This is a genomic window from Sporosarcina siberiensis (assembly GCF_042681925.1).
In the GTDB taxonomy this organism is placed as follows: Bacteria; Bacillota; Bacilli; order Bacillales_A; family Planococcaceae; genus Sporosarcina; species Sporosarcina siberiensis.
Genome location: NZ_JBHUGI010000027.1, coordinates 1 through 25,364, shown reverse-complemented (window position 1 = coordinate 25,364; position 25,364 = coordinate 1). Strand labels below are relative to the sequence as shown.

Here is a 25,364-nt window from a genome sequence, read left to right as displayed (position 1 = left end):
CGACGCGATTGTTTAATAAGTGATTGCTGACATATTTTTAAATCGGGCCACATTGTTGGCAAATAAAGTTATGAATACATAAGGGGAGATGTAAATGATTATTGGATTGCATCACGCGCAGATCACTATTCCAAAAGGTGCGGAAGTGGATGGTAAAGATTTTTATTGTGATTTTTTGGGGTTGGAAGAAGTAGAAAAGCCAGATGCACTTAAAGCTCGTGGGGGATTTTGGTTAAAAGTTGGAGATAGAGCCGTTCATGTAGGTACTGAGGACGGTTTTAACCGATTAACAACAAAAGCACATTTAGCTTATTTGGTAAAGGATATCACATATTGGAAAAATGTATTAGAGCAAAAGGGCATTCAAATAATTGAAGGAGTTCCGATTCCAGGTTTTGACCGATTTGAGTTTAGAGACCCCTTTGGGAACAGAGTGGAAATGATTCAAGAATTATAAGATTAAGATTCAGAAAGTCGAGAAGGTAAAAGTGGTTTTTAAAAATAATCAGGTCATTTTGTTAAAGGAAAAAAGTATGGGGGAAACTTGCATGATACATGTAAATGTTAGAGCAATCATTGAAAGAGATGGGACAAATGGAACTGAAATCATTATACAAAAAAGGGTTAAATCGAATGAAAACAAAACACCTTATGAGCTACCAGGAGGAAGGTTAGAGAAATTCGAGTCCTTTGTAGAAGGACTTAAAAGGGAAGTGAACGAAGAAACAGGACTGCATATAACAAAGGTATTTGGGGAAGAAACTAGAATTGAAACCAATGATGTGGACTCAAATGTTGAAGCTATGAAGCCTTTTGCTGTTTATCAAACGACAAACGGTCCAGTAGATTCATTAGGTATTTATTTTCGATGTCAAGCCTCTGGTAATTTAGTTAAAGAAGGTGACGGTACTGAAGATATAAAGTGGGTTTCAGTAGATGAGCTACACCATTTACTAGAGAAGGATTTAATAGACTTTAGTTGGGTGGACAAGTCTGGAATAATGTATTATCTGAAATGGTATTATGCAGAAAAACAACAAATTGATTAGTATACTGCCTAATTTATAATATTGGAGTGATCATATTGAAAAACGTTTATATTGTGAGGCATTGTGATGCAGAAGGACAATCCACCAATGCAAAACTTACGGAACAAGGTTTTAAACAAGCAATAGACTTATCTGGTTTCTTTTCTGAAATTGAAGTCGATCGCATTATTTCAAGTCCGTATGAAAGGGCTATTCAATCTATCCAACCTCTTGCAAAGCAATTGAATATCGAGATTGAGATTGATGGAAAATTAACAGAACGCGTGCTGAGCACTAAAGATATTTCAGACTGGAAGGACAAGCTAAGAACATCATTTGAGGATGATGAACTGAAATTTGAAGGAGGAGAGTCCAGTAAAGAAGCAAGGGAACGAATAGTGGATGTTGTAGAACAAATTTTCAACGATGTATCTGAAAATACAATTATAGTTACACACGGGAATCTGATGTCATTACTTCTAAATAATTATAATAAAAATTTTGGTTTTGAGGGTTGGCAAAATCTTACTAATCCAGATGTGTATGTTTTAAGAAAGATAGATAATAAAGTAACTTATGAACGATTATGGTATTGAGCTCGGATTTTATGTAATAGTGGCGGTTCTAGATGAAACACTGTGCCCAAAATGGGACGAGTTTTTGTCGAAAAGTATATTGAAGAATGTGAAGTTTGTGAGGTCGTCCAACCGCTAAGACATCTATCTTAAAGTGACGACCTAAGAAAGAGTAAAGTCCGTTTTTCTGTTATACTATTTATACATCAATTTATAGAATAAAAGAAAAGAGGCTTCAATCATTGATAAAAACAATTATATTCGACTTAGACGACACATTATTATGGGATAAAAAAAGTGTCGAAACTGCTTTTAAAAGAACTTGTGAAAAGGCTGCAGTAACGTACAAAGGACTGAATCCGAAAGTGTTAGAGGATGCTGTGAGGAACGAAGCAAGAGATCTTTACGCGACATACGATACATATGAGTACACGCAAATGATTGGCATAAATCCCTTTGAAGGTTTATGGGGAACATTTGATGATTTAGGTAGTGATTTTCAAAAAATGAAAAAGATTGTACCAGCATATCAACAAGAAGCATGGACAAAAGGATTGCTTCGTATCGGAATTGATGACGCAAAATTAGGATTGGAGCTCGCTCAAACATTTCCGCTAGAAAGAAAAAAAAGTCCATTTGTTTATGAAGAAACGTTTAAAGTTCTAGATGCATTAAAAGGTAAATACCAACTCATTTTGTTGACGAATGGTTCTCCTAGTCTTCAACAAATAAAATTAGATATCACACCAGAAATCGCACCATATTTTGACCATATCATCGTTTCTGGAGCTTTTGGAAAAGGGAAGCCTGATCCATCTATTTTTCATCATGTACTTGAACGAAGCAATACATCGGCTGAAGAAGCCTTAATGGTAGGGGATAACTTAATGACAGATATATTAGGAGCATCCCGAGTAGGTATGAAATCCGTTTGGATAAACCGTGAAAACAAAGAACCTATGGAAGACGTACAACCAACATATGAAATAAAGAATTTAGAAGAACTTTTCACGATTATAAAATAAGAAGTTGTACAATTTAAGACGTTGGTAAAATTTTTATTTAATATATACTGAACTAAATAGTTCTGTTGCAACTCGCTAATTTCCGTTAGAGGTACTCAGACTTTTAAAACCATATTTTTTTAGACTTTAGGGTAAAATCATTCACTAAAGCAATGTAATCCCATTTTTGTATAATTCCTATATATTCCTTGTTTTTCAATGTACATTCTTAGTTGCTTGGAGTGCAAGGCAGTCTAAAACCACGACGTCCTGTCGTAACGACTGCATGACCCACTTCGTGTGGGCCCGCGGCTAAAGATGACTCGGGGAGGATTTAGGAAGAATGAATTTCAATTCTTCCCGAGGACAGGTGAAACAACCAACGGTAGTGTAGCGAGAGCCGTCACGAAGAACGGCTTTTGCGAGTAAAAGCGAAGCGTTATGAGCACATCTTTGCTCTTCGGTTGGTCCACCGCCCGCCCTCCCGAACGCGTCCGCCTGGAACGGAAAGCAACGTGGGACTTGGAAACCCATATAAAAATACTGTCCAAAAAGTCAGTTTTCACCGACTTTCTGGACAGACCTGCAGCAAAAAAAACGGTTATTGCAGGTTAGAATTCTTCATCAACGTCATTAGTCAAAGAACCAAAAAAAAGAGGCCATTTAGGCCTCTTTTTTTTACTTGAAATTATAAGTCAATCGCAATTGCTTCATAAATATCATCAAGTTCTACTAAATCTTTCACATCATAATTATCAACATATTTATCAATCGTTAGCATCATAATAGCTTCTCCGCCAATGATTGTTCTACCAACTTGCATTGCTGCAATATTAATATTTTCTTTTGCTAAAAGTGTACCGACGCGGCCAATTGCACCAGGTTGGTCTTTATGTTTAATGTAAAGTAAATGTCCTTCTGGAACAACGTCAACTGGGTAATCATCTACTTTTACAATACGTGCGCCCATGCCATTTAATAAGGTTCCGGCAACACGTCGTACTCCATTTGTAGTCTTTACCTCAACCGTTAATAAGTTCAAGAAACCTTTGGTAGTTGAAGATTTATTTTCAACTACTTTTATTCCAATGCGATCTGCTAAGAATTTTGCATTCACATCGTTTACGTGATCACCAAGATTGCGTTTGAGTAGTCCTTTCAACGTGTTACGTGTTAATGGACGTACATCATTGGTTGCAACTTCTCCAGAATAAAAGATGTTGACTTCCTCTATAACGCCATCCGACAAACTAGACAAGAACGCACCAAGCTTTTCAGATAAATCGAAGAATGGAGCAATCTTAAGCATTACTTCTTTTGATACCGAATGTAAATTTACAGGGTTTTGAACAAGTCCTCCATTAAGAAAACTCACAACGTCAATACTAACATCAACTGCAACACTTTCTTGTGCCTCAAATGTACTTGCGCCTAAATGTGGTGTTGCAATGACTTCGGGAAGTGTTAGTAATTTATGATCTAAAAAGGGCTCTTGTTCAAAAACATCAAGTGCTGCGCCGGCGACTTTTTTAGAGACGATTGCATCGTATAAAGCATCCTCATCAATAATTCCACCACGAGCACAGTTAATAATTTGAACGCCGTCTTTCATTATTTCAAAAGCTTCTTTATTAATCAAATGACGTGTTTCTTTCAATAAAGGCGTATGTACTGTAATAAAATCCGCTGCTTTTAGTACATCTTCTACAGAGCCGAAATCAATTCCCAGTTTTCGCGCTTTTTCTTCAGTCAGGAACGGATCATAAGCAATGACATTCATTCGTTGTCCTTTTGCCCGTGCCGCAACTTCCGCACCGATACGACCAAGTCCAACAACACCTAATGTTTTATTTTTCAATTCGACACCAATAAATGCTTTACGGTCCCATTGTTGGTTTTTTAGTGAATTGAAAGCCTGAGGTATTTTACGTGCCATTGACATTAACATAGCCATCGTGTGTTCGGCAGCAGAATTAGTATTTCCATCAGGAGCATTTACTACGATGATTCCTCTTTCAGTAGCCGCATCCAAATCAATATTATCGACACCAACACCAGCGCGTCCAATAATTTTTAAGTTTGTTCCTTTTTCAATAATTTCACGTGTGACTTGTGTTTGACTGCGGACTAGAAGCGCGTCATAGTCACCGATTTTCATTGCTAATTCTTCTGGTGTACTGTTTGTGTCAATGACAATATTCATACCTTCAGCCTGTCTTAACGGGTAAATACCTTCTTCACTAAGCGGGTCGCTAATTAATATATTAAAGGTCATTTAAACGATCACTCCTTGTTCTAAATAGATTTTTTGAGCAGCTGCCGTTCCTTTTCCAAGTTCCGTTTTTCTTCCAACAAGATTTAAGCCGATTTCGATCGCGCTAATTGTTTGGAGGACGTCAGCGGGAGAACAATATCCCATATGTCCTATGCGGAATATCTTTCCACTCAAATGTTGCTGGCCACCAGCAACTGTAAGTCCGAATTGCTTTTTGAGTACTTTACGGAAATCTTCAGAGTTAAAATCATTCGGTTGTACAGCAGTTACTGTTGGAGACGCAAATTCATCACTTGTAAGAAGTGGAATATCAAGTGCCTTAAATGCTGCACGAGTCATATTCATCATTAATTGATGTCTCTTGTAAACTAGATCCAAACCTTCTTTTTCCATTAAGTTTAGAACTTGTTCAAGACCAAATATAAGGGACAAGGCAGGTGTGAAAGGCGTTGTGTCTTTTAAAATATTGTCTTTGTACTTAACTAAATCAAAGTAAAATCGTGGTCTACTATTTGTCTTAATTTTATTCCATGCTTTTTCACTTACAGCAATGAAGGCAAGACCCGCTGGGAGCATGAAAGCTTTTTGTGATCCAGTAACCATTACATCAATGCCCCAGTCGTCCATTTTCGTTTCTACTCCACCCACACAAGAGACGCCATCTACTACAAAAAGTGCTTCAGACGCTTCATGTACAGCCTCGGAAATCTCTTTTATTGGATTTAAAATACCTGTTGAAGTTTCACAATAAGTCGAAAAGACGGTTTTTATTTCTGGATGATCTTTTAAATACTTTTTAACGTCTTGTGGATTAATTGCTTGTCCCCACTCCACATCAATTTGGTGTGTTTTAATTGAGTACGCATCGCAAATTTTTGCAAAACGTTCGCCGAAAGCACCCGAAATTAAAATTAATACTTCTTCATTAGGTTGAACGATATTTACAACTGCGGCTTCTAAACCTGAAGTACCACTACCAGTTAAAATAAGTACATCTTGTGACGTTCCTAAAACTTTTTTCAGTTTTGATGAAATTGTTTGTAGCATTGCAGACGTTTCTTGTCCACGGTGGCCAATCATCGGTTGACTCATTGCTCTTTGAACGCTTGGCGGAATTGGACTAGGCCCTGGAATTCTAAGTATTTGCTGGTCTTGTAACATATTTCATTCTCCTCCCAATTTTGAAAAATAAAAAAAAGCATTCCTCCCCTTACAAAATGTAAGGGGCGAAAAGCTGAAATACTCACGCGGTACCACCCTTTTTTGCTCATAAAAATAGAATGAGCCTGGTTCTCATGCGTAACGTGCATGTTTCGAATAGGTGTACTAAAAGGGTTCGACCTATCTATTCCAGAGTGCTACTCTACGCTAGAAAACACTGATTCACACCAACCATCAGTTCTCTAAAGAATTCTTAATCGCAAAGTGTATCTCCTTCAAAATATTTAGAACTAATATAGAATTAGAATTTATCATACCAAATTATTTACGAAAGTCAAAGGCCTTATATAAATTAATTGTGAACATTATGTTCGGAAATTTGATGTTATATGAAAATAATTTTTGATATTGAGTTGTTAATATTCAGTATTTCGTATAAAATACATAGAATCAAATAAATTAGAAAATAAGTAAAGAGTACAGTCTTCAACTTGTTGTTGATCTATTGTTCTTTTGCTGACTATGAATGTATGTATATATATGTGAATGAAGGAAGGGACTGGACCTATTATGAAAAATATAAACGATACTACTCGTGATTCAAAGAAACTAGCAAATGATTATGTTCATGAAGTATATGAGTTGTTAAAAAGAAGAAATTCTGACGAAAAAGAATTTTTACAAGCTACAAGAGAAATTTTTGATTCATTGAGACCGGTCTTTGCACAACATCCTGAATATATTTCAAACGGTGTATTGGAGCGTTTGACAGAACCAGACCGAATCATTACATTTCGTGTTGCTTGGGAAGATGATCAAGGTAAAGTACATGTAAATAGAGGATACCGTGTTCAGTTTAATAGTGATTTAGGGCCGTATAAGGGGGGGATTCGTTTTCATCCTTCCGTCAATACAAGCATAATGAAGTTTCTTGCATTTGAACAAATTTTTAAAAATGCATTAACAGGACAGCCGATTGGCGCGGGTAAAGGGGGTTCGGACTTCGATCCTAAAGGGAAGTCCGAACGAGAAGTTATGCGCTTTGTTCAAAGCTTTATTACTGAATTAAGTAAATATATAGGACCAGATATGGATGTACCTGCTGGTGATATTGGCGTTGGTAAACGGGAAATCGGCTATATGTTTGGTCAATATAATCGTTTAAAAGGCGGCTATGAGGCGGGTGTTTTCACTGGGAAAGACCCTGAACACGGGGGAAGTCTTGGAAGAAAAGAAGCAACGGGTTATGGCACGGTATATTTTGTAGAAGAAATGTTGAAAGATAAAGGTCTAAGCTTTTCGGGAAGTACCGTCGTTGTATCGGGTTCAGGAAATGTCTCGACGTATGCAATTGATAAGGCAATTCAACTTGGCGCAAAAGTAATTGCATGCAGTGATTCTAGTGGATATATTTACGATGAAAAAGGAATCGATTTGAAGACAATCAAATACTTAAAAGAAGAAAACAATTTCCGCATAAGAGATTACGTTAAAGTACACCCACATGCAGAGTTCAATGATGATTGCACAAAAATATGGACAATTCCATGCGATATTGCCCTGCCATGTGCAACTCAAAACGAGATAGATGAAAAGTCAGCAAGAATTCTAGTTCAGAATTCTGTTAAGGCGATTGGTGAAGGTGCCAACATGCCTTGCACAATGGAAGCAATCAATCGATTCGTTGCTAATGATGTTTTGTTCGCACCGGCAAAAGCTGCAAATGCTGGCGGTGTAGCGGTTTCTGCTATGGAAATGTCACAGAATAGTATGAGACTGAGCTGGACAACTGAAGAGGTGGATGAGAAGTTGCTTCAAATTATGAAGGATATTTATAGTAGTTGTTTGTACGCTGCCGATACGTACGGAAAACCCGGAAACTTAATTGTAGGTGCAAATGTTGCAGGTTTCTTAAAAGTTGCGGATGCGATGGTTGCTCACGGTATCCGATAAGAGATTGATATAAGAATTTTTGATAAAGGTAGGGCTTTGCTAAGCATATTAGCAAAGCCTTTTTATATTTTTTTTGTATTCGAATAAAAAAGGTTGTGATTTTTTTCATATGTGTTATTATAAAAATACTATAAGGTGCATAAAGATGCATCAGCGTTTGGAAGGGGATTTTATTAATGACAAAGAAAAAAGTGGTTTTAGCATATTCAGGCGGTTTAGATACATCAGTGGCAGTACAGTGGCTTACAGATCAGGGCTATGCAGTTATTGCATGTTGCTTAGATGTTGGTGAAGGAAAAAATTTAAAAGAGATTCAAGAAAAAGCGATTAAAGTTGGGGCTGTCAACAGCTATGTAATTGATGCTAAAGAAGAATTTGCAAATGAGTACGCATTATTAGCTTTACAGGCACATGCATATTATGAGGATAAATATCCACTAGTTTCTGCGCTTTCTCGTCCTTTAATTTCAAAGAAACTCGTAGAAGTTGCTGAAAAAGAAGGAGCAACGGCTGTTGCACATGGTTGTACAGGTAAAGGAAATGACCAAGTACGCTTTGAAGTGGCCATTAAAGCTTTAAATCCTTCGCTTGAAGTGATTGCACCAGTACGTGAATGGGCGTGGTCTCGTGAAGAGGAGATTGAATATGCAAAAGAGAAAAACATACCAATTCCCATCAATCTTGATAGCCCGTACTCAATTGACCAAAACTTATGGGGACGAAGCAATGAGTGTGGAATATTAGAAGATCCATGGGCAACACCACCAGAAGGTGCTTATGGATTAACCGCTGCACTTGAAGATACTCCCAATACACCTGAAATTATTGAAATTGACTTCGAAAAGGGTGTGCCAGTAAGTATAAATGGTGAAAAGTATAAACTAAGCGACCTAATTATACATTTAAATGACATTGCTGGTAAGCATGGTATCGGTAGAATCGATCATGTTGAAAATCGTTTGGTTGGTATCAAATCACGTGAAGTTTATGAATGTCCAGGTGCAATTACTCTTTTAAAAGCTCATAAAGAATTGGAAGATATCACTCTTATAAAGGACATCGCACATTTCAAGCCTGTTGTTGCTAAAAAGCTAACAGAACTTATTTATGAAGGATTATGGTTCTCTCCACTTCGTAATGCGTTAGAAGCATTTTTGAAAGATACACAGCAGTATGTGAATGGGACTGTTCGTGTAAAACTATTCAAAGGTCATGCGATTGTCGAGGGAAGAAAGTCACCAAACTCTCTTTATAACGAGAAACTAGCCACTTATACTGCTGAAGATGCATTCGACCAGTCTGCAGCTGTTGGATTCATTAAACTTTGGGGGTTACCCACGGAAGTTCACAGTATGATTCATAGAAAAGAAAGTGTGAAAAAATAAATTAAAAAACACCTCTATTCCAATCATTAGCGACTGGGATAGAGGTGTTTTTTAAATCAAACTTTTAATTGAATGGAATGTCGGTTGTTGTTTATCGAATGTTGCGATATGTTTAAAGCCTATAGACTGTAGTAATTGAAGGGACTCTTTAAACTCAAATGCCAACTCAGATACTCTATGTGCATCAGAGCCAAGTGTAATAATCTCTCCACCACATTGTTTGTATAGTTTTAGAATGTCATCACTTGGAAGATTGTTTGGCATACCGTACCGGACACCGGATGTATTCAATTCAATTCCTTTACCTTCTGGGATAATTACATTGAAAATTTCTTTGAGAATATCATGGAAGTTATTATCGCAATGTTCTAAAAGGGAATATCTTTTTACTAAGTCTACATGGCCCAGTATGGAATATTGTTTAAAGTTTTTCACACAGTATAGAAGTTCTTCATAATAGACTTGAAAGGCTTGCTCAATGGTTTTGTTTTTGAATAAATCCCCAGAATGCAAACCTTTCTTTTCTGTTGTATGCATTGAACAAATTACAAAATCAAATTCATTTGCATCCATTAATGCATCATACTTATGTAGTATATGAGGTTGAACACCGAGCTCAATGCCTTTTTTTATACGAATTCTTCCGCCGTATTTAGCTTGTAATTCATTGATCTTTTGTTCATATAGATTTAAATCAAAATCGAAAACTATGGTTTTATCGGGATATTCGTAATCGATATGTTCTGTAAAACAAATTTCTGTTAGCCCTTTTTCAATTGCACCCAAAACCATACTTTCCATTGAAACGGAACAATCGGCTGAAAAGTCACTATGCATATGGTAATCGAACATAATCATTTGCCTCCTTATGTTGACATTTCTCGTATACACCTTTATAGTACTAAATAACTTCACTACGGTAAAGCATTAAAGTTTATTGATGAAAGGCGGAATTTAACAAGTGTCAACTAATTATAGAATGAATGATGAAAATGTGAAAGCTTTTGAAAAACACGATCGAATTATAAAAACAATTAATAAGCGGTTTTTAACATATGGGTACAAAAGAATTAAAACATCAACGTTTGAACAATACGATTTATACTCTAAAGTAAATGGTGCTATTAATCAAAATGAAATGATTAAAGTAATCGACTATACAGGACAAGTTTTAGTTCTTCGACCTGATGTAACAATACCAATTACACGGAAATTAGCCGAAGATTTTTCAGAACTGCCAAATGAACTTCGTTACTTTTACGTACAAGATGTCTTTCGTCAATCCTTTGACAAAATAAAAGGGATTGAAAGCACACAAGCAGGCGTTGAATATTTTTGTAAGAGTTCACCTGAAGCAGATGCAGAAGTAATTGCATTAGCTTGTGACACATTAAAAGATTTAGGATTTATTGATATTAAAATCGAAATAGGTCATGCAGGTTTTTTTAAAGAGCTTGTTGAGCAAATACATTTAACAGATAATCAGTTGAATCAACTTAAAAATAGAATTCAAGCAAAAAGTGTTGTAGATATTGAGTCCTTCTTAAGTGGCTTGAATATTGATGAAAAGTTAAAAGATGCAATTTCTATGATACCTTTTCTTTACGGTAATTCTATTGAAGTTAGTGAAAGAGCAAAAAAGATTTCATTCACGGAAAAAATGAATGAAAAACTGGACTATTTACTAAAGGTTTATGAACTACTTATCGCTTACGGTTTGGAAGATAATATTGTTATGGATTTAGGACTCATTAACCATATGGGCTATTATTCTGATTTAATGTTCCAAGGATTTGTGGAAAAGTACGGTAAACCGGTATTAATGGGTGGAAGATACGACGAGTTGGGAAATGAGTTTGATGCAACTCTTCCAGCAATCGGATTTGCTTGTGAAGTGGATTCACTTGTTGAAGCTTCGGAGAATCAAATTAGAAAACCGAGCGTGCTTGAGGATGTAGAAGTGTATTATGAATCCACTTGTTTTGGTAGAGCATTAACGCTTGTGAAGGATCTTAGAGAACGAAACTATAGCGTTCTTTCATATCCAATGGATAAAAAACAACTATGCAGCGTTTGGATTCAAGTTACTAATGAACAATTTGTTTTCCACAATAATGGAATTGAAACGTCATTTACACATATCACCGAATTGCTGAAGTTGCTGAGTGATTTCGAAGGAGAGAAATAAATAAATGAGTTATTTAACATTAGCAATTGGATCTGGGCGAACTGCAAATAAGGCAATGAAGCTCCTTTCCAAAGCAGGAATTGAATTCCCAGATTTTCACAACAATAGTCGAAAACTTGTAATTTTTGATGAGAAGAAAAGGTTGAAACTTATTTTTGTGAAAGCCGTAGACTTACCTACATACGTGGAAAAAGGTGCAGCAGATGTTGGCATTATTGGTAAAGATACGATAATGGAAGAACGTCCTGATGTCTATGAATTACTCGATTTAGATGTTAGTAAGTGTAAAGTCGTAGTAGCCGGTTTTGCAGATAGAGAATATGAAACTGCAAAATCTTTGACGGTAGCTTCCAAATATCCTGAAATTACGAAAGCTTTTTTTGAAGAAAAAGGGATTCGTATTGAAACGATTAAATTAAATGGTTCAATTGAACTTGCACCTTTAATTGGTATGTCTGACGTAATCGTTGACATTGTAGAAACAGGAACAACTTTGAAACAAAACGGCTTAATTATATTGGATGAAATTGCAGATGTAAGTGCCAGATTAATAGTAAACAAAGCAAGTTATGCAACAAAAACAAATCAAATCCAACAATTTATTAATGAAATTAAAGAAGTATTGGAGTGATTCGTATGAGATTATTAACAGCTCAACAATTTAATGCGGAAAGCCAGCAATATATAGATCACAACGATGAAAACATTGATCGTGCAGTTCTCGAAATTATACGTGATGTTCGTGAAAATGGAGACGCGGCACTATTAAAATATACGAAGCAGTTTGATAAAGTTGAGTTGGAAAGTTTACTTGTATCTAAGGAAGAGTTCTTAGAAGCAAAAGCACAAGTTTCGCTTGAGTTTGTTGTTGCGATACAGAAAGCTAAAAAAAATATACAGGAATTTCATGAAGTCCAAAAGGAACACTCGTGGTTTGTAAACGGAGAGAACGGCATTTTATTGGGACAGAAAGTAACGGCTTTAAACAGTGTCGGAATTTATGTGCCGGGTGGAAAGGCATCTTATCCTTCAACCGTCTTAATGAATGCAATACCAGCAAAAATAGCCGGTGTTAAAAACATTGCCATTACAACACCCCCACAATCCAACGGAAAAGTAAGCCCATATGTCCTTGTAGCAGCAATGGAAGCTGGCGTGGACGTTGTATACAAAGTTGGGGGAGCTCAAGCGATAGCGGCTCTTGCATATGGTACGGGGTCTGTTCGAAAAGTCGTGAAAATTGTAGGACCTGGGAATGCTTATGTGGCACGAGCAAAAAAATGGGTTTTTGGCGATGTAGCAATCGACATGATTGCAGGTCCAAGTGAAATTTGTGTTGTAGCAGATGATACGGCAATTCCACGTTTCGTAGCTGCAGACTTATTGTCACAAGCAGAACATGATGAGCGTGCAACAGCGATTTGCATTACAACGAGTTCAGCATTTGCTGAGCAACTACAAGAAGAAGTAGAAAAACAAATGCAGACTTCAGAGAGAAAAGAAATAATTGAGCAATCCATAACGGATAACGGGAAAATTGTTTTAGTAGGGTCCATGGATGAAGCTTTTGAGATTGTAAACAACTTGGCACCTGAACACTTGCAGTTAATGATAGAAAACCCATTGGAACAAATGCATCGTATTGAGAACGCTGGTGCAATCTTTTTAGGGAATTATTCACCTGAGGCGTTAGGAGATTATATTGCAGGCCCTAATCATACGCTTCCAACGAGTGGCACAGCTGCATTTTCATCACCACTTGGTGTATATGACTTTCAAAAAAAGTCCAGTATTATTCAGTATTCGAAAGAAGCACTACAAGACGTGACGGAAGATATTATTACACTCGCAAATGCTGAAGGTCTACAAGCACATGCCAATTCGATTCAAATAAGAAAGGTGGATGACTAACGATGCGTAGGAAACAAATTTCAAGAACGACTGCAGAAACGGCAATAGAAATGGATTTTTCAATTGACGGAACGGGTGAAACAAATATTCAAACAGGTGTTGGTTTTTTTGATCATATGTTGACGTTATTTACGAAGCATGGCTTATTCGATTTAACAGTGAAGTGTGATGGGGACGTAGAAGTGGATCAGCATCACTCTGTTGAAGATATTGGCATCGTTTTAGGACAAGCTTTCTATGAGAGTATTGGAACTAAAGAGGGAATCGACCGTTATGCAACAATTTCAATCCCAATGGATGAAGCATTATCAACTGTCTCGATTGATATTAGTGGAAGACCATTTTTCGTATACAATGTTGAAGGACTAAAAGATAAAGTTGGAGAATTTGATACTGAACTTGTTGAAGAATTTTTTCAAGCTTTTGTCAGCCATGCAAAAGTAACTTTGCATATCAATTTACAATACGGGAAGAACAGTCATCATATAATCGAATCTATTTTTAAAGCGTTTGGTCGTTCATTAAATGCAGCAAGTACAATAAATCCAAATATAAAAGGGATTCCGTCTACTAAAGGGATGCTCTAAAAAGGGGTAGTTTAGATCATGATTCTATTTCCAGCGATTGATATTCGAAACGGTAAGTGTGTACGCCTCATTCAAGGTGATTACGATAAGGAAATAATTTACGGAGATTCACCAACTGAAATGGCTTTAGAATGGGAACGCCAAGGAGCGGAGTATCTTCATTTAATCGATTTAGATGGTGCTAAGTCCGGAAATTCGTCAAATCGACTGGCGATTCAAGCGGTAGCGAGGGGCGTTTCAATCCCTGTCCAAGTGGGTGGCGGCATTCGTTCAATGGAAATCATTGAGGATCATATTGAAAATGGTGTAAGTCGTGTCATTATTGGGACAGCGGCAATCAGTGATAAAACATTCCTTAAAGAAGCAGTCAAGAAATATGGTGATAAAATTGCGGTTTCGATAGATGCTCGTAATGGTTTTGTTGCAACTGATGGTTGGACAGAAACAAGTGATATACAAGCAATTGATCTTTTGAAGGAGTTAGAAAATCTCGGTGTGAAAACAGTGATTTATACAGACATCTTTAAAGATGGAATGATGCAAGGACCGAATTTTGTGGAATTGAAAGCGATTGATGAAGCTACGTCAATTGATGTAATTGCATCTGGTGGCGTATCTACAACAGAAAATATTGAAAAGTTAAGAGCAATGAACTTATACGGCGCAATTATTGGAAAAGCACTGTACGATGGTAATTTATCCTTAGAAAAGCTAATGGAGGCTAAAAATAGTGGGAAAAACTAACCGAATCATACCTTGCATGGACATCGACAAAGGAAAAGTTGTAAAGGGTCAAAAGTTTCTGAACGTCAAAGAAGTAGCGGATCCATTCGAGTTGGCCAAAAAGTATGTCAAAGATGGCGCGGATGAACTTGTTTTTTATGATATTACAGCGACAACAGAAAACAGGGGGCTCATGTTCGATTTAATCGAAAAAATTGCAAAAGAAGTTCCGATTCCTTTCACTGTTGGCGGTGGAATACGGACACTTGACGATATTCAAAATTTACTAGACATTGGTGCAGATAAAGTATCGATTAATAGTATCGCGATTAAGGATCCCTCATTTATTCAAAGTGCAGCCGAAAAGTTTGGTTCAGAACGAATCATTTTATCAATGGATGTACAAAAAGTCGGGGAATCAAAATGGTCCATTTTTGTTAAAGGCGGAACTGTTGACACAGGCATGGATGCAATCGAGTGGGCTGTACGTGGCGAACAACTCGGTGCTGGTGAACTTGTAGTCAACAGTATTGACGGAGACGGAGAGAAGGACGGCTATGACCTTGAGCTGACGCGTACGATTGCGGAAGCTGTGCGTATTCCTATTATTGCAAGTGGCGGTGCAGGAACCATGGAACATTTCCAAGCCGTTTTAACAGAAGGAAAAGCCAGTTCTGCATTAGCGGCATCAGTATTCCATTTTGAAGAAATTAACATTGCCGAACTAAAATCATTTTTGAATAAAGAAAATAACAAATAAGGAATGATACTGATGAATTTGCAAATAGAAAATGTACTGTTTGATGAAAAAGGACTTGTTCCAGCGATTGTACAAGACGACAAAACCGGAAAAGTTCTAATGCTTGCATACATGAATAAAGAATCTTTACTCAAGACGATTGAAACAAAAGAAACATGGTTTTACAGTCGCTCAAGACAAGAACTATGGAATAAAGGAGCAACTTCTGGAAACCGACAAATAGTCAAACGCCTTTCACTCGATTGTGATAATGACTCCGTTTTAGTGCAAGTAACTCCAATGGGACCCGCGTGTCATACGGGCGTAGAAACATGTTTTTACAACACAAAATTCGAAGAGGAAACACCAAATAGAGCAATTATCCAAGAACTAATTGTAGAAATTAAAAACCGACGTGAAAACCCAATCGAAGGATCCTATACCTCATATTTATTCAAGGAAGGCATCGATAAAGTATTGAAAAAGATTGGTGAAGAATCCAGCGAAGTAATTATTGGTGCAAAAAATGAAGACAAGTCGGAATTAACAAGTGAATTAGCCGATTTAACATATCACTCACTAGTTCTTATGGAAATTGCCGGTGTTAGTATAGAAGATGTAAAAAAAGAGCTCTTAAAAAGAAGTGGTAAAAAAGATGAGTAAGTTCTGGAGCTCAATGGCAAAACGTGCAGAACCTTACGTCCCTGGTGAACAAATTGAACAAGCCGATTTAGTGAAGTTGAATACAAATGAAAATCCGTATCCTCCAAGTCCAAAGGTACTGAAAGCAATTGAGGAAGAGTTGGCGGGAAGTTTGCATTTGTATCCCTCACCTACGGCAGATAAACTTCGTAGTACAATTGGATCTTACTACAATATGACTGCTGATGAAGTATTTGTTGGAAACGGATCAGATGAAGTATTGGCATTTTCATTTATGGCATTTTTTGAGCCCGGTAAGGTAATTCGGTTTCCATACGTAACGTACAGCTTTTACCCTGTGTACGCAAAGTTGTTCGATATTCCTTATGAAGAAGTAAATTTGGAGGAGGATTTTTCCATTCAGGCAGAGGATTACTTTGATTCTGAAGGTGGAATCATCATTCCGAATCCAAATGCACCTACAAGTTTGTATGTAGGACTAGATCATATTGAGGAAATTGTGAAAAACAATCCAAATCAAGTCGTAATTATTGATGAAGCCTACGTTGATTTTGCAGAGCAATCCGCAGCAAGTCTCATTCGAAAATATGATAATTTACTTGTTGTACAAACGACATCTAAATCCAGGGCTCTTGCGGGGCTTAGAGTTGGATTTGCACTAGGTAATGCCTCATTAATCGATGCATTGATTCGGATGAAGGATTCATTTAATTCCTATACTGTTGACCGATTGGCACTTGTTGGCGCACAGGCGTCTTTTGAGGATGAAGCTTATTTCAAAGAAATCACTGCTCGAATTGTATCAACACGTGAAACCGTAAGCAAAAAAATGAAGCAACTTGAGTTTACTGTGCTTCCATCAAAAGCTAATTTTGTTTTTGTTTCTCATCCACGAGTTGCTGCGGAAGTATTATATACAGAGTTAAAAAAAGAGAATATAGTCGTTCGATTTTTTGACAAAGAACCTATAAACAACTTTTTACGAATTACAATTGGTACGGATACTCAGATGGAAGAACTTCTATTAACGTTGGAAAAGATTTTAGCAAAATAAAGAGTATTCGAAAGATACTTACCCCTGTTTAAAGTAAAACTGGTATACTGAAAATATACCGGTATACGAAAAGTAGGAGGGTAATAAATTGAAGTCACTGTACATTGATATCGCTTTAATAATATTCATGGGATACTTTGCAATTACACGTTTTGCAAATGAGCAGTATGGTTTTGCAACGATGTTTGCAGTTTTATGTGTTCTAAATATATTTACGGCGATAGTGAAATATAAAAGAACTAAAGAAAATGAAAAAACAAATATAAATTAATCGGAAATTGCTTAATGCGAGAAATCGTTTTAAGCAATTCATATTGGTTTGAATTAACGAAATATTTACCATCTTGCAAAAGTGGCTTAGGAGGTTTGAAATTGGATATACCTTTTGTGAAAATGCATGGTTTGGGAAATAATTATATCTATTTGAATTTATTTGAAAAGAATTACGATGAAGATCTTTTTTCACCTCTTGCAAAAAGTATTTCTAATGTGAATACGGGAATAGGTTCGGATGGGCTAATCCTCATTCAGCCAAGTGAAGTAGCAGATTTGAGAATGAGAATTTTTAACAAAGACGGTTCTGAAGGTCAAAACTGTGGAAATGGTTTACGTTGCGTTGCAAAGTACGTTTATGAAAATAATCTGGTATCTAGTACTCTATTTACAATTGAAACGAAAGCCGCCATTGTGTCTGCTGAGGTTTTTGGGAACAGGAATAAAATACATAAAATCACAGTGGATATGGGTCCTCCATTATTAAAAAGAAGTCAGATACCTATGCTTGGAAGTCCAGATGAACACGTAGTTGGTGAAAAATTTATCGTCAATGGTGAACAACTATTAGTAACTGCATTATTTTTAGGCAATCCGAATGCGGTATTCTTCGTAGATGAAATAGAAGAAGCACCCCTTTATGAGTTGGGTGCTATTATCACAGACGATAAACGTTTCCCAAATCGGGCAAATGTTGAATTCGTTGAGGTTATCAATGAAAAGGAGATTAATTTCCGAGTATGGGAAAGGGGTTCAGGAGTTACGGAGGCTTGTGGTACAGGTGCATGTGCGGCTGTTATTGCTTCAGTTTTAAACGGTTTAGTGCTGAAAAATGAAGATATCATTGTGCATTTAAAGGGAGGGGATTTAACGATAAAATGGGCGGATGATGATCATGTTTGGATGACGGGGCCAGCGGAAGTTACAGCAACAGGAATTTTCCACTGGGAAGAATAGATAGAAAACAAATGTTTAGCATATGCTAAACAAACAAAAATGTGACTGGGGGGAATAAAAATGTCTAAATTGAAAGCGTATCGGTTTCCATTAATTTTGATATCTTCTATTATTATCGGTTCTATTATTGGTCTTATATTTGGAGAAAAGGCGAGTGTTATTAAACCTTTTGGTGATTTGTTTTTAAATTTATTGTTTATGGTAGTTGTACCTTTAGTGTTTTTTTCAATTACATCTGCTGTAGCGAATATGGACAGCATGCGTCGTCTAGGAAAAATAATGGGATCTATGATCACTATTTTTATTATTACTGGAATTATTGCTTCTGTAACAATGCTTGTTGCTGTAATCATTATTCCTATAGGCGTAGGTGCTGATATCCCTCTTGAAACCCCTGAAAATGTAGAAGCTTTAACGCTATCTAATCAGCTTGTTAGTACATTTACAGTTCCAGATTTTGTGGATTTATTTTCACGTAAAAACATGCTGGCTTTAATTGTGTTTTCAGTCTTAATTGGTGTCGCGACTGGTTTAACAGGTGAAGCGGGTAAACCGTTTGCGCGTTTTTTAGAAAGTGGTTCAGAAGTTTTTATGAAAATAATTCAACTCATAATGTACTATGCACCAATTGGTTTAGGAGCCTACTTTGCTGCACTTATAGGTGACTTTGGCGGAGAATTAATAAGTGATTATGCACAAGCTTTCATTGTGTATTATCCAGTAGCATTTTTATATTTTGCTATTGGCTTTACACTCTATGCGTTTATTGCAGGTGGTAAAAAAGGAGTTAAACGTTTTTGGACGAATATTTTAACCCCTGCCGCTACGGCTCTTGGAACAGGAAGTAGTTTTGCAACGTTACCTGTAAACTTACAAGCAGCCAAGAAAATTGGCGTTCCTAAGGATATACGAGAGACGGTTTTGCCGCTTGGAGCAACGATTCATATGGATGGTTCTTGTCTATCATCCATGCTGAAAATTGCCTTTGTTTTCGGAGTGTTTAATATGGAGTTTAACGGAATAAGTACTTTCCTTACCGCAATCGGAATTTCATTAATGGCTGGTGTTGTTATGAGTGGGATTCCAGGTGGAGGTTTTATTGGAGAAATGGTTATAGTCACATTTTACGGATTACCAATTCAAGCACTGCCAATCATCTCTGCGATAGGCGTAGTTGTAGATCCTCCGGCTACAATGGTCAATGCTACAGGTGATACAGTAGCGAGTATGCTCGTCACAAGACACTTGGAAGGTAAGGATTGGATGGATGAAATAGTAGATTAATTATATGAAAATGCCTATCTCATCCCGATAATTTTGGGATTTGATAGGCATTTTTTTATTCCTTCTTATTTTTACGTATGAGATAGGTAACGAATTCTGCAATAAGTGCAATACCTAAACCGAAAGATGTAATAATAAAGAGTGATAGTATTCCCATTAACTGTCCGAAGCCATCCGTATCGGATAAAAAGTTGCGGAATAATTCAAAGAAGCCAAGGACTACAGCGATGAGAAATATGGGGAAGGCAATTCTTAATTTATAATAAAGAAGTGCCGCAATTCCAACACCAATAATGAGCCCGAATATTGTGAAGGCAATAATGTTTTTTATCTCAAGCGTAATTCCCAGAACGTTACGAACACCAAATATTAACAACATAAACGTTAATAATCCTACTATAGCGCCGAACTTACCATAATGTCTTTCCATAAAGCACCCACTTTCTTTAGTATCATACCGAATTATGTGAAGTAGTGCCAATGATTAAGTAGGAACAACGGACAAAAAAGAATCCCAATCTTTCAAACAAGAAAGGTTGGGATTCTTAAATTTATTGTAATGCGTTTTATAAGTAGTTATTTTTTAGCAATAATGATTAGCTTACCCGTATCCAGTTCTTCTTCAGCATTAGCTGCTTCTTCAGATGATAAACCAGCGGCTTCCATCTTGCTGCGAAGTTCATCGCCGCGTGAAGTAAACATGTTTTTCATACTTTCAACAAAACCTTGTTCCTTCATTCCAACTTCTTCAGTATCCAATGCATCTGAAATATCGTCACTTCTTTTTTTATAATGGGCGAAAATATAAATATCATCACGTGTAAATCCTTCAGTTTCCAAACGTTCCACTTCTACCTTAGCTTGTACTACGTTTTCAACAGTTAATTTTACCGTCATACTAAATTCCCTCCAATTATAATAGTTGTACACTTTATAATTGCCCTTACGAACACATTTAAAACATAATAACTAGAAATCAGTTGATGGTAAAATATCTTAATAAGTAGACAAAGAACCTTTTACTCATTATAATTCTTCTAGTCTTCAAATTGTGAAAAAAAAGAAGACGTGGAGGATTTAGTTGAACAAAACAAAGGATAAACAATTGAATAGGCCTAGAGTAGGCTTTTTTATTATTGGAATTATATTATTAGCATCTAGCTTAAGAGCGCCTGTAACGTCTGTGGGGCCATTGGTCGGAATGATTCGTGAAGGTTTGGGGATTTCCAATACAACAGTAGGCATGTTAACAATGTTACCGTTGTTGGCATTTGCTCTAGTCTCGCCAATGGCAGCAAAAATCTCTCGCAAATTCGGTAGAGACCGTACAATATTTTTTTCACTAATCGTGCTAACGTTTGGGATAATACTTCGATCGATGAATGGCATAGAGACATTCTTATTAGGAACTGTACTTCTTGGTTTTGCAATTGCGATTGGGAATGTGCTTCTACCGGCTATCATTAAAGAAAGTTTTGTTACTCGCATTGGATTAATGACGGGTGTTTACGCAGCCTCAATGAATTTAAGTTCTGCAATAGCTTCTGGTATTACAGTTCCCCTTGCTTCAATATCTTGGCTAGGTTGGCAAGGAGCATTAGGCGCCTTTGGTTTATTATCTTTGACTGCACTTCTATTTTGGATACCAAAAGGTGAAATTAAAGCTACTAATGAAGAGAATAGTGATATGAATACAAAAAAATCAAGCGGTTTGTGGAAATCTACACTTGCTTGGAAAATAACATTATTTATGGGACTTCAGTCTCTGATCTTTTATTCCATTATCGCTTGGTTTCCTGAAATACTGCAACAAAAAGGTATGACTGCAGCATCTGCGGGTTGGATGATTGCTCTTATGCAATTCACACTTTTACCATTCACATTCATTATCCCGATTATTGCGGGGAAAATGGAAAGCCAGCGTTTGTTAGTAGCAATGACTGCCGGCTTGTTTTTCTTAGGAATAAGTGGTGTCACTTTTTCAAGTCCGGTTCTCATACCGCTATGGATGATTTCGATTGGTATTGCAAGTGGATCTGCGTTTAGTTTATCGATGATGTTTTTTGGACTTAAAACAAGAAATTCAAATGAAGCAGCTGAAATGTCAGGAATGGCACAATCAGTCGGTTATTTACTAGCAGCGTTTGGCCCATTATTATTTGGTTTATTAAAAGATGTGACTGGGGATTGGACTACACCACTCGCTTTCTTAATGGCAACATCAGTACTGCTGTTCATTTTTGGAATGGGTGCTGGAAAGAAAATTGAAATATGAAGTAAAAAAGTTGTTTCAAAGTAAGAAATAAAGTAGTATAATGAATGAATTGCATTTTTTTGAAATGAGGATAATTAGTAAATGAGAAATTCTATATATGGACTTACAATCGACAAGTTGACTGAATGGTTATTGGAACATGGGCAGAAAAAATTTAGAGCCGAGCAAGTTTGGGACTGGCTTTACAAAAAACGAATAACAGAATTTGCAGAAATGAAAAATATAAATAAAGAGTGCATTCAGTTGTTAGAAGAGCACTATTATATCCAATCATTAGAACAATCTATTAAACAAGAGTCAGAAGACGGTACAATTAAGTTTTTATTTAAGATGAAAGACGGGAACTTAATTGAAACTGTTCTTATGAAATTCCCATACGGTTATTCGGTTTGTGTTACTACGCAAGTTGGGTGTAACATCGGCTGTAGTTTTTGCGCAAGCGGGTTACTAAAGAAAAGCCGCGATTTATCAGGCGGAGAAATTGTAGAGCAAATTATGAAAGTTCAGCACCATCTTGATGCGAAAGAACTTGACGAGCGGGTAAGTCATATTGTTGTAATGGGAATTGGTGAACCGTTTGATAATTACGCTAACTTAATGTCCTTTCTACGTGTTGTAAATGATCCAAAAGGACTTTCTATTGGTGCAAGACATATAACCGTCTCAACGAGTGGTTTGGCACATAAAATCATTGAATTTGCGGATGAAAATTTGCAAGTGAATTTAGCTGTGTCCTTACACGCTCCAAATGATGAGTTACGAACAAGTATTATGAAAATAAATAAAGCATTCCCAATCGAGAAGTTAATGAAATCGATTGATTATTATTTAGAAACTACGAATCGTAGAATTACGTTCGAATATATACTTCTAAATGATGTTAATGATCATGTCGAAGAGGCAAGAGAACTCGCAAGACTATTGCAAAACAAACGCCATTTATCGTTTGTTAACTTAATCCCTTATAATCCTGTCGATGAACACGGTCAATACAGTCGAAGTACTCCTGAAGCTATTAAAGCTTTCTACGAAACGTTAAAAGGAAAAGGTATTAATTGTGTTGTTCGAATGGAGCAAGGAACGGATATTGATGCTGCATGTGGACAGTTAAGAAGTAAGCAGATTAAGAAAGCCGAAACAGTTTAAAATATAAGTTGTTCACAATTATTCACTTTAAATGGTGAGTAATTGTGGACTTTTTTATTTTGTTGAAAATACTTAACGAACTAGTCAGACAAGGGCATCTAATTATGATAGAGTGGAGTAAAGGTTTTCAAATAGTTAGATTTCTATTCGGAGACTGAATAGTCCATTAAAGGGGAGATCCAAAGTGAGTGTAGTAAAAGAGAGCGAAGGTATAAAAGAGTATATTAAAAAAACACCAAAATCAAAAGAATTCTCTGAAAAGTCGAGTCTTATCATGCCTGGGGGAGTGACTGCCAATATCAAGTTTTTTGAACCTTATCCAATCGTAATGGAAAAAGGAAAAGGTGCGTATTTATTTGATTTGGATGGAAATGAATACGTCGATTATATGCTCTCTTATGGTGCTTTAAAGCTTGGACACGGTCATCCTAAAGTTCTACAAGCAGTACAAAATCAACTTCAAGATGAAGGTACAATGCTTTTTGGAACACCACATAAATTGGAAGTGGAAATGGGTACAAAAGTGATGGAATTATATCCGAGTATGGAAAGAATTCGTTATACAAACTCGGGAACAGAAGCAACACTTTTAGCGATTCGACTGGCTTATGGATATACCGGGAAATATAAAATTGCTAAGTTTGAAGGTCATTATCATGGGGGATATGACCAAGTCTTACAAAGTGTTAATCCTAAAGTAAACGATGCTGGACCTGCAAATAACCCAATAGGGATTTCTGAATCTCGAGGGGTAGATCCATATATTGCAGAGCAGACGATTATATTGCCTTTCAATAATCTAGAAGCAACGATAGAAATTTTAACAAAATGGAAAGACGAGTTAGCAGGTGTCATATTAGAACCAATTCAAGGAGGATTTATTCCGGCGGATCAAGACTTTATGGATGGTTTACGTAAAGTGACTGAGGAATTAGGCATCTTACTGATTTTTGATGAAGTGAAAACAGGTTTTAGAATTAGTATGGGTGGTGCTCAACAAATTTACGGCATAAAACCAGATATCACTGCACTTGGAAAAGTTGTAGGAGGCGGTTTCCCATTTGGAATTGTGGGTGGGAAAAAAGAAGTTATGGATATTAGTGCTCCTTCTGCTTTTTCAGATGTATTTGACAGTAGTCAAAGCAAACATTCAAATGCACAGGACGTTTTATTTCACAGCGGTACTTATAATGGACATCCAACAATATTGGCAGCGGGTTTAGAAACGATTGCAGTTTTAGAAACAGAAATAGCGAGCGTTTTTGAAAACACTGAAAAACTAAAAAAAGGCATTGTAGAGTTGTTTGCTTCTAAAAGTATTCGTGCACAAACCATTGGTATTGGTTCTATTTTTAATGTTGTCATTACTGATCTAGATGAAGTGAAAAATTACCGAGATCTACAGCAATCGAATTTTGCCCTAAGGAAAGAAATCGATTATCACTTACTTGTTGAAGGAATTTATATGAAACCTTTAAACCGCTACAGTCTATCTACTGTTCACGGAGAAACAGAAATAAATCGGACATTAGAAGCGTACGAGACTGTCTTAAATAAACTTTTTTAAACTATATTCAGAAACTGAAGCTCGGTTACGAAATCCAACCCAAACAGTTGAGCGATAGAAAGTTTAAAGAACAAGCCAATTAAAATCGAATTAGTCTGTAAATGAGCATCGCATTTAGCGGTGCTTTAATTCTAGTAATAAATTCTGCCGAAGTCTCCATTTTCTATCAACTGAATCCTTATCAACTAGATAAACGTATCATATGGTAGTAATAATCTTGTACTACAATCGGTCGATCTAGTAAATTAAAGGGGGGCATAATTTGAAAAGAATAATATTAATACTTGTAAGTATTATCGCATTATCTGGATGTAGTAAAGACTCATCTTTGTCGGTTTCAGAAGTTAGTCAACAAAATATGAATACGGATATCCAATCTTTTTTTCAAGAAGTTAAAGAAGAAAATGGTATCCATCTATATTTTGATAAACAAAAAGGTAATGCATATGTATATTTGAATGGATCAAATGCTATTCTAGGAGACACGTCTGTATACTTTACTGGATTTGAAGGAGAGTGTAAAATATCTTGTGTAAATGAATAAATACAAAAAGGAAGACCTTTTCTTGGTAGAATTAAGTCACCACAACCAATCCTAGAAAAGAGGCCTTCCCTA

At 36.5% G+C, this 25,364-nt stretch carries 27 protein-coding genes and 1 other annotated feature; of the genes, 21 read left to right on the top strand and 6 right to left on the bottom strand.

From position 1 onward, the window contains the following. Positions 1 to 94: 94 nt before the first annotated feature. From ACFSFY_RS10140 to ACFSFY_RS10125, 4 genes are all read left to right on the top strand, one after another. The gene (locus tag ACFSFY_RS10140; protein ID WP_381537754.1) at positions 95 to 457 is read left to right on the top strand and encodes a VOC family protein; all 363 of its coding nucleotides are present in this window, start codon (positions 95 to 97) and stop codon (positions 455 to 457) included. Positions 458 to 548: 91 nt separating this feature from the next. Next, positions 549 to 1,049 (top strand): NUDIX hydrolase, encoded by a 501-nt coding sequence (locus tag ACFSFY_RS10135; protein WP_381537753.1) that lies wholly within the window; start codon positions 549 to 551, stop codon positions 1,047 to 1,049. 26 nt (positions 1,050 to 1,075) lie between these two features. Beyond that, positions 1,076 to 1,624, top strand: coding sequence for a histidine phosphatase family protein (locus ACFSFY_RS10130; protein ID WP_381537750.1), 549 nt, complete (start codon positions 1,076 to 1,078; stop codon positions 1,622 to 1,624). Between the two features lie 221 nt (positions 1,625 to 1,845). Beyond that, a complete protein-coding gene (locus ACFSFY_RS10125) occupies positions 1,846 to 2,628 on the top strand; it encodes an HAD family hydrolase (protein WP_381537748.1) in 783 nt (260 codons plus the stop codon). A 329-nt stretch (positions 2,629 to 2,957) separates the two neighbouring features. Here ACFSFY_RS10125 and ACFSFY_RS10120 read toward each other — a convergent pair whose 3' ends face one another. From ACFSFY_RS10120 to ACFSFY_RS10110, 3 genes are all read right to left on the bottom strand, one after another. After that, positions 2,958 to 3,080 (bottom strand): hypothetical protein, encoded by a 123-nt coding sequence (locus ACFSFY_RS10120; RefSeq protein ID WP_381537746.1) that lies wholly within the window; start codon positions 3,078 to 3,080, stop codon positions 2,958 to 2,960. 215 nt (positions 3,081 to 3,295) lie between these two features. After that, positions 3,296 to 4,882: a phosphoglycerate dehydrogenase gene (gene serA / locus ACFSFY_RS10115; protein ID WP_381537744.1), complete on the bottom strand. Its 1,587-nt coding sequence runs from the start codon at positions 4,880 to 4,882 to the stop codon at positions 3,296 to 3,298. Beyond that, complete coding sequence (locus ACFSFY_RS10110; RefSeq protein ID WP_381537742.1) at positions 4,883 to 6,043, bottom strand: pyridoxal-phosphate-dependent aminotransferase family protein; 1,161 nt, start codon at positions 6,041 to 6,043, stop codon at positions 4,883 to 4,885. It lies immediately after the preceding gene. A 58-nt stretch (positions 6,044 to 6,101) separates the two neighbouring features. Next, positions 6,102 to 6,331: a binding site (T-box leader), on the bottom strand. Positions 6,332 to 6,613: 282 nt separating this feature from the next. Here ACFSFY_RS10110 and gdhA point away from each other — a divergent pair. After that, positions 6,614 to 7,996, top strand: a complete 1,383-nt coding sequence (gene gdhA, locus ACFSFY_RS10105) for an NADP-specific glutamate dehydrogenase (RefSeq protein ID WP_381537741.1) — start codon at positions 6,614 to 6,616, stop codon at positions 7,994 to 7,996. Between the two features lie 176 nt (positions 7,997 to 8,172). Continuing rightward, positions 8,173 to 9,381 carry an argininosuccinate synthase gene (locus tag ACFSFY_RS10100; protein WP_381537739.1) on the top strand — a complete coding sequence of 403 codons (1,209 nt, stop codon included), beginning with the start codon at positions 8,173 to 8,175 and terminating at the stop codon, positions 9,379 to 9,381. Positions 9,382 to 9,432: 51 nt separating this feature from the next. On the opposite strand, the gene ACFSFY_RS10095 is transcribed toward ACFSFY_RS10100, so the two are convergent. Then, entirely contained in the window at positions 9,433 to 10,233 is an 801-nt protein-coding gene (locus ACFSFY_RS10095) for a histidinol-phosphatase HisJ family protein (protein ID WP_381537738.1), read from the bottom strand. A gap of 109 nt (positions 10,234 to 10,342) precedes the next feature. Here ACFSFY_RS10095 and hisZ point away from each other — a divergent pair, with 109 nt between their 5' ends. The 11 genes from hisZ to ACFSFY_RS10040 all read left to right on the top strand — a co-directional run bounded on the left by hisZ (position 10,343) and on the right by ACFSFY_RS10040 (position 19,760). Beyond that, on the top strand, positions 10,343 to 11,569 hold the full coding sequence (gene hisZ / locus ACFSFY_RS10090; RefSeq protein WP_381537736.1) for an ATP phosphoribosyltransferase regulatory subunit: 1,227 nt from the start codon (positions 10,343 to 10,345) through the stop codon (positions 11,567 to 11,569). Positions 11,570 to 11,573: 4 nt separating this feature from the next. After that, a complete protein-coding gene (gene hisG / locus ACFSFY_RS10085; RefSeq protein WP_381537734.1) occupies positions 11,574 to 12,200 on the top strand; it encodes an ATP phosphoribosyltransferase in 627 nt (208 codons plus the stop codon). A gap of 5 nt (positions 12,201 to 12,205) precedes the next feature. Continuing rightward, complete coding sequence (gene hisD / locus ACFSFY_RS10080; protein WP_381537732.1) at positions 12,206 to 13,480, top strand: histidinol dehydrogenase; 1,275 nt, start codon at positions 12,206 to 12,208, stop codon at positions 13,478 to 13,480. 2 nt (positions 13,481 to 13,482) lie between these two features. Continuing rightward, complete coding sequence (gene hisB, locus ACFSFY_RS10075; protein ID WP_381537730.1) at positions 13,483 to 14,067, top strand: imidazoleglycerol-phosphate dehydratase HisB; 585 nt, start codon at positions 13,483 to 13,485, stop codon at positions 14,065 to 14,067. Between the two features lie 18 nt (positions 14,068 to 14,085). Beyond that, positions 14,086 to 14,811, top strand: a complete 726-nt coding sequence (gene hisA / locus ACFSFY_RS10070) for a 1-(5-phosphoribosyl)-5-[(5-phosphoribosylamino)methylideneamino]imidazole-4-carboxamide isomerase (protein ID WP_381537728.1) — start codon at positions 14,086 to 14,088, stop codon at positions 14,809 to 14,811. 16 nt (positions 14,812 to 14,827) lie between these two features. Continuing rightward, on the top strand, positions 14,828 to 15,550 hold the full coding sequence (gene hisF, locus ACFSFY_RS10065; RefSeq protein ID WP_381537969.1) for an imidazole glycerol phosphate synthase subunit HisF: 723 nt from the start codon (positions 14,828 to 14,830) through the stop codon (positions 15,548 to 15,550). 6 nt (positions 15,551 to 15,556) lie between these two features. Then, entirely contained in the window at positions 15,557 to 16,192 is a 636-nt protein-coding gene (hisIE, locus tag ACFSFY_RS10060) for a bifunctional phosphoribosyl-AMP cyclohydrolase/phosphoribosyl-ATP diphosphatase HisIE (RefSeq protein WP_381537967.1), read from the top strand. After that, positions 16,185 to 17,246, top strand: coding sequence for a histidinol-phosphate transaminase (hisC, locus tag ACFSFY_RS10055; RefSeq protein ID WP_381537726.1), 1,062 nt, complete (start codon positions 16,185 to 16,187; stop codon positions 17,244 to 17,246). The genes hisIE and hisC overlap by 8 nt, the downstream gene beginning before the upstream one ends. Before the next feature lie 88 nt (positions 17,247 to 17,334). Then, a complete protein-coding gene (locus ACFSFY_RS10050) occupies positions 17,335 to 17,517 on the top strand; it encodes a hypothetical protein (protein WP_381537724.1) in 183 nt (60 codons plus the stop codon). Positions 17,518 to 17,618: 101 nt separating this feature from the next. Then, on the top strand, positions 17,619 to 18,476 hold the full coding sequence (gene dapF / locus ACFSFY_RS10045) for a diaminopimelate epimerase (protein WP_381537722.1): 858 nt from the start codon (positions 17,619 to 17,621) through the stop codon (positions 18,474 to 18,476). A 60-nt stretch (positions 18,477 to 18,536) separates the two neighbouring features. Continuing rightward, positions 18,537 to 19,760, top strand: coding sequence for a dicarboxylate/amino acid:cation symporter (locus ACFSFY_RS10040; RefSeq protein ID WP_381537720.1), 1,224 nt, complete (start codon positions 18,537 to 18,539; stop codon positions 19,758 to 19,760). A 55-nt stretch (positions 19,761 to 19,815) separates the two neighbouring features. Here the strand turns inward: ACFSFY_RS10040 and ACFSFY_RS10035 are convergent, their stop codons facing one another. Together ACFSFY_RS10035 and ACFSFY_RS10030 are read right to left on the bottom strand one after the other, a co-directional pair. Further along, a complete protein-coding gene (locus ACFSFY_RS10035; RefSeq protein WP_381537718.1) occupies positions 19,816 to 20,190 on the bottom strand; it encodes a hypothetical protein in 375 nt (124 codons plus the stop codon). 146 nt (positions 20,191 to 20,336) lie between these two features. Beyond that, positions 20,337 to 20,657: a YflT domain-containing protein gene (locus tag ACFSFY_RS10030; RefSeq protein WP_381537716.1), complete on the bottom strand. Its 321-nt coding sequence runs from the start codon at positions 20,655 to 20,657 to the stop codon at positions 20,337 to 20,339. A 184-nt stretch (positions 20,658 to 20,841) separates the two neighbouring features. On the opposite strand from ACFSFY_RS10030, the gene ACFSFY_RS10025 reads away from it, so the two are divergent. From ACFSFY_RS10025 to ACFSFY_RS10010, 4 genes are all read left to right on the top strand, one after another. Continuing rightward, complete coding sequence (locus ACFSFY_RS10025; RefSeq protein WP_381537714.1) at positions 20,842 to 22,035, top strand: CynX/NimT family MFS transporter; 1,194 nt, start codon at positions 20,842 to 20,844, stop codon at positions 22,033 to 22,035. An 81-nt stretch (positions 22,036 to 22,116) separates the two neighbouring features. Further along, positions 22,117 to 23,181, top strand: coding sequence for a dual-specificity RNA methyltransferase RlmN (rlmN, locus tag ACFSFY_RS10020; RefSeq protein WP_381537712.1), 1,065 nt, complete (start codon positions 22,117 to 22,119; stop codon positions 23,179 to 23,181). A gap of 184 nt (positions 23,182 to 23,365) precedes the next feature. Further along, a complete protein-coding gene (locus ACFSFY_RS10015; protein WP_381537710.1) occupies positions 23,366 to 24,748 on the top strand; it encodes an aspartate aminotransferase family protein in 1,383 nt (460 codons plus the stop codon). 262 nt (positions 24,749 to 25,010) lie between these two features. Beyond that, positions 25,011 to 25,292, top strand: coding sequence for a membrane lipoprotein lipid attachment site-containing protein (locus tag ACFSFY_RS10010; protein WP_381537708.1), 282 nt, complete (start codon positions 25,011 to 25,013; stop codon positions 25,290 to 25,292). The last annotated feature ends 72 nt before the right edge of the window (positions 25,293 to 25,364 follow it).